Raw genomic sequence first — 5,024 nt, forward strand, 5'->3', positions numbered from 1 at the left:
CGACGAAGACGAATCGATCGCGCTTGAGCCAGTCGTCGAGGACGTCGAACCATCCTCGCTCTGGCGCGCGGCTGACTGCGATGGTCATAGGAATCTCAAGCCTCCTTGCTTTAAAGTCTGTTGCAAGGTTTCTAATTAAGTTAACATAACTATATACTATGTCATCAAGTCAGGCGAATTGGCCGGGAGTCGATCGAAAAATTTAAACGTTGAAAGGCTAGAATTTTTAAGAATTTTGCCCGTCCTTCTCTCTGCGACGAGGTTTAGATACTAAAAACGCCCAAACGTCAAGATTAGTTAAACAAAGTTAAAAAACTCTATGACCGCACAGACTGTAACGACGAGCGATCGCATCCTCCGTCAGCCCGTTCTGGGATCGCGCCGATTTAGCAACTACTTTTGGGCGAGCGTCGTCTCCCTCGGCGGCGTGGGCTTCCTGCTGGCGGGGTTGTCGAGTTACTCTCAAGTCAACCTGTTGCCCTTTGCCGACCCGACGCAACTGACTTTCGTTCCCCAAGGGTTAGTCATGGGACTTTACGGCGGCGCGGCGATTCTGTTGTCGCTGTACCTATGGTTCGTGATTGGGTGGGACGTAGGCGGCGGCTACAACGAATTTAATCTCGAAACTGGAAAAATTAATATTTTCCGCTGGGGCTTCCCCGGTAAAAATCGCCGCATTGAGGTGACTTGTAACGTCAACGACGTGAAATCCATTCGCGTGGACGTGAAAGACGGCATCAACCCCAAACGCACCTTGTACCTTCGCGTCAAAGGAATGCGCGACGTGCCGCTAACCCGCGTCGGACAACCGCTGTCTTTGGCTGAAATCGAGAACCAAGGCGCTCGACTGGCGAGGTTTCTCGGCGTTCCCCTGGAAGGATTGTAAAGCGATGCTCTTCTGGAAGTTCCGACGTCAAGTCCTGCCGTTTGTTTTGGTGAGCCTGTTGGCACTCTCCGCCTGTTCGCAGTCGGGTGAGGTGGCCAGCAGTGCTTCGCCGAGTTCCGATGGCTCTCCGGCTGCGACTGCCGAACAGTTTGCGGGTTTACCGCAACTCAAGGGTACGGCTACGGTGGTGATGGTGGTGAAGGGATCGCCGATTACCATCGAAGTCGATGGGAACGATGCCCCGATTACAGCGGGGAATTTTGTCGATCTCGCCGAACGCGGCCTGTACGATGGCACCTCGTTTCACCGCGTTGTCCGCCAACCGGAACCTTTTGTGGTGCAGGGGGGCGATCCCTTGAGTAAAGATCCCGAAACTCCCGTGTCGCGGTTGGGAACGGGAAGTTATATCGATCCCGAGACGCAGCAACCGCGCTACATTCCCTTGGAAATCAAACCGGAAGGGGCCGACGAACCTGTTTATGGCGAAACCTTAGCACAGGCGGGGGTTGACGCTATGCCGGAGTTGACGCACCGTCGCGGTGCCGTGGCCATGGCGCGATCGACCCCGCCCAATACGGCATCGGCTCAATTTTACTTCGCCCTGACGGATCTCGATTTTCTCGATGGCAATTACGCCGTGTTCGGTTACGTGACTGAAGGGATGGAGGTCGTCGATAATATCGAGCAGGGCGATCGCATCGATTCGGTGACGGTGACGGAAGGTTTGGAGAACTTGCAGCGGTAAGTTGAGCGACGTCCAGTTCGATATCGATGTTGTGGTGACGGGAATCGGAGCGCGATCGAGCCTCGGAAATCTCGCCACCACTTGGATGCAACTGATTTCGGGAAAGTCGGGATTGCAGATGTCACAACCGTTTCCCGAACTTTCGTCGAAGCCGCTCGGACTGTTGGGCGATCGACCCGCCGATTTTCTCGACCTGGCGAAAACGGTTGTGGTTGAGGCCATCGACGACGCGGATTTATCTCCTTCGGATTTATCTTTTTCAGACAGATCTGTCCCAACGCCTCTGAGAGATTGCGGCGTCGTTCTCGGTTCGAGTCGCAGTCAGCAGGGGCGTTGGGAGTTTCTCAACCGACAGATGCAGACAGATACCCTGTCGGGTTGGTTACAGGCGTTACCCCACATGGGAGCGATCGCCATCGCTCGATTCCTGAAAACCCAAGGGCCGGTGTTGGCGCCGATGGCCGCCTGCGCCACGGGAATTTGGGCGATCGCGCAAGGCGTACAGCTCATCCGCAGCCGACAGTGCGATCGCGTCCTGGCTGGGGCGGTGGAAACGCCGATTACACCCTTGACTCTCGCCAGTTTCGACAAAATGGGGGCGCTGGCGAAAACCGGGTGTTATCCGTTCGATCGCCACCGGGAAGGCTTAGCGTTAGCCGAAGGCGCAGCCCTGTTCGTCCTCGAATCCGCCGCAGTCGCCCGACAGCGCAACGCCAAAATTTACGGACGCATTCTCGATTTCGGCTTAACCGCCGACAGCTACCACGTCAGCGCCCCCCAACCGGAAAGTCGCGGCGCGATTTCGGCGGTGAAAACCTGTCTCGATCGATCGGGACTCCAACCGGGGGATATCGACTACGTTCACGCCCACGGAACCAGTACCCGACTCAACGATCGCAGCGAAGCCTATTTGCTACAACATCTGTTTCCCCAAGGCGTCCCCGTGAGTTCCACCAAAGGGGCGACGGGACACAGCATCGGCGCGTCGGGGGCGTTGGGGGTGGCGTTTTGTTTGTTGGCGATGGGCGATGGGGTGTTACCGCCCTGCGTGGGGTTGCGCGATCGCGACTTCGACTTAGACTTGGTGGAAACGGCGAGGGTGGCGAAGATCGATCGCGCCCTCTGTTTCAGTTTCGGCTTCGGCGGACAAAACGCCGTTGTCGCCCTCTCGCGATAATTCTTCACGAAAATTCTCAGATTCAAGATTCTCAACCCTGAAAAATCCTCTGTGTCCTCTGTGTCTCTGGGGTGAAGAAAGTTGAATTCTCAAATTTCGACTCCATCCCTGTCAAACTTTCGTCGCGTCCAAGCTGACAACTGGTTCGTTTCCCAGGACTTCCGCACTGTGAACGGCGTTTCGGGGGACTGCGATACAGTCTCCAGCTTCCAAAATCGCGTCTTGTCCTTCCAGAACCAGACGAAACCGCCCCGAGAGAACCCCATCGATTTTATCGATGGCGTGGGTGTGGTCGGGAAAATAGGTTCCCGGTGGATAAACATAGCGAGACACGCGATACCCCTGTCGTTCGAGTTTTTCGCGCATCGCGGCTTCGGACAGTTCTCCGTCTCGTGCGGGATTCCAACGTTCGATGGCTGACACGATCGATCCTCCGATATAACATGACATTTTTAGAATATCAACATATCTCTATATTTCTAAACAAAATGTATTGAAAATTTGACAAAATTGCAATCGAGGTCAGTATTTTCAACCTTGTCAAGATTCCGAAAATTAAACTAGAGTAAAGAGTATTAATACGGATATAGCCGGGAATTGCGATCGCTTTCCTCAATAAAATTGGCTTACCGTGCGTTTTTTAATCGATAATTAATCGGATAATTTATTGCAATAAGTATTGTTAAAATTCCTCAATTAAGTCAATTGTATTTCTCTAATATTAATTCAATAATTTAATTAAATCTTAATAATATTTGGTGTTTTTTCTATTTCTTTGTTTGACTGATTCCCAAAAAAACACCAAAATAAAGCATTAAAAATCTGGCTCAACCGTCAAAACCTTCCCGGGAATATCGCAATGGTTTCACCCCCCAGAATTCTCAAAGAACGCCGAGAGTATAACACTTGGGTTGCGAACGAAACCCTAGAAGACTACTCCTTACGCTACGCACCCAAATCCTTTCGCAAGTGGCCAGAACTGCTCGTAGCCAACACCGCTCTCGGAGGAATTTCCTTTCTCGCCCTCGAAGCCATCGGCGGCTCCCTTGCTATTAACTACGGTTTCACCAACTCTTTTTGGGCGATTACCGTCGTCGGTCTGATTATTTTACTCGCCGGAATTCCCATCACCTACTACGCCGCTAAATACAACATCGATATGGATTTGTTAACGCGGGGCGCGGGATTCGGTTACATCGGTTCGACCATCACATCCGTCATTTACGCTTCCTTTACCTTCATCTTTTTCGCCCTAGAAGCGGCCATTATGGCCCAGGCGTTAGAGTTGTATTTTTATCTTCCCTTAGCCTGGGGCTATCTCCTCTGTTCCCTAATTATTATCCCGATGGTTTTTTACGGGGTAACGTTCATCAATCGGCTGCAACTGTGGACACAACCGCTGTGGCTTGTTTTGATGGTATCTCCGTACCTTTTCGTCCTTCATAAAGAACCCGAAGCCTTTTCTAACTGGTTGAATTTTGCTGGAAATTCTCCCAGTGGAACGGCGTTCGATCCCTTATTGTTCGGGGCGGCGGCCACCGTTTCCTTTTCCTTAATCGCCCAGTTGGGAGAACAAGTCGATTATTTAAGATTTTTACCCGATCGCGAAAAACACAACCGAGTTCGGTGGTGGGTGGCGGTGATGTCCGCCGGTCCGGGTTGGATTGTCTTAGGTTGGGCCAAACAAATCGGTGGGGCGTTTCTGGCCTCTTTGGCGATTTATCACGGCGTCGCCTTTGCGAAGGCGAAAGAGCCAATTCAAATGTATTTGGCGGGATTTTCCGATATGTTTAGCGATCCGGCGGTTGTGTTGGCCGTGGGAACGCTGTTCGTCATCGTGTCCCAAATCAAAATCAACGTCACCAACGCCTACGCCGGATCGCTGGCTTGGTCGAACTTCTTTTCGCGATTGACCCACAACCACCCCGGCCGCGTCGTGTGGTTGGTGTTTAACGTGGCGATTTCCCTGCTGTTGATGGAGTTGGGGGTGTTTGAAACCCTCGAAGCGGTGTTGGGACTGTATTCCAACGTGGCGATCGCCTGGGTGGGGGCGTTAGTGGCGGACTTGGTGGTGAACAAACCCCTGGGATGGAGTCCGTCCTATATCGAATTCAAACGCGCTCATTTATATAACATCAATCCGGTGGGATTTGGGGCGACGCTGGCACTGGTCGTGTAAAGTGGGAGATATAATCTCCTCGAAAATTACCCATGAA

At 52.3% G+C, this 5,024-nt stretch carries 5 protein-coding genes; 4 read left to right on the plus strand and 1 reads right to left on the minus strand.

Translation table 11 applies throughout. The features are described 5' to 3' along the window. The first annotated feature begins 319 nt into the window (after positions 1-319). The 3 genes from ACP5D4_RS20970 to ACP5D4_RS20980 are packed head-to-tail and all read left to right on the plus strand — an operon-like array spanning position 320 to position 2,808. Positions 320-886, plus strand: coding sequence for a photosystem I assembly protein Ycf4 (locus ACP5D4_RS20970; RefSeq protein WP_428013555.1), 567 nt, complete (start codon positions 320-322; stop codon positions 884-886). 4 nt (positions 887-890) lie between these two features. Beyond that, entirely contained in the window at positions 891-1,631 is a 741-nt protein-coding gene (locus ACP5D4_RS20975) for a peptidylprolyl isomerase (RefSeq protein ID WP_428013556.1), read from the plus strand. Position 1,632: 1 nt separating this feature from the next. Then, the gene (locus ACP5D4_RS20980) at positions 1,633-2,808 is read left to right on the plus strand and encodes a beta-ketoacyl-ACP synthase (protein WP_428013557.1); all 1,176 of its coding nucleotides are present in this window, start codon (positions 1,633-1,635) and stop codon (positions 2,806-2,808) included. A gap of 111 nt (positions 2,809-2,919) precedes the next feature. Here the strand turns inward: ACP5D4_RS20980 and ACP5D4_RS20985 are convergent, their stop codons facing one another. Continuing rightward, positions 2,920-3,231: a cupin domain-containing protein gene (locus ACP5D4_RS20985; protein ID WP_428013558.1), complete on the minus strand. Its 312-nt coding sequence runs from the start codon at positions 3,229-3,231 to the stop codon at positions 2,920-2,922. Positions 3,232-3,667: 436 nt separating this feature from the next. On the opposite strand from ACP5D4_RS20985, the gene ACP5D4_RS20990 reads away from it, so the two are divergent. Continuing rightward, positions 3,668-4,987: a purine-cytosine permease family protein gene (locus ACP5D4_RS20990; protein ID WP_428013559.1), complete on the plus strand. Its 1,320-nt coding sequence runs from the start codon at positions 3,668-3,670 to the stop codon at positions 4,985-4,987. Positions 4,988-5,024: the final 37 nt, after the last annotated feature.

The sequence above is a fragment of the Baaleninema sp. genome (genome assembly GCF_049974805.1).
In the GTDB taxonomy this organism is placed as follows: domain Bacteria; phylum Cyanobacteriota; class Cyanobacteriia; order Cyanobacteriales; family Geitlerinemataceae; genus Baaleninema.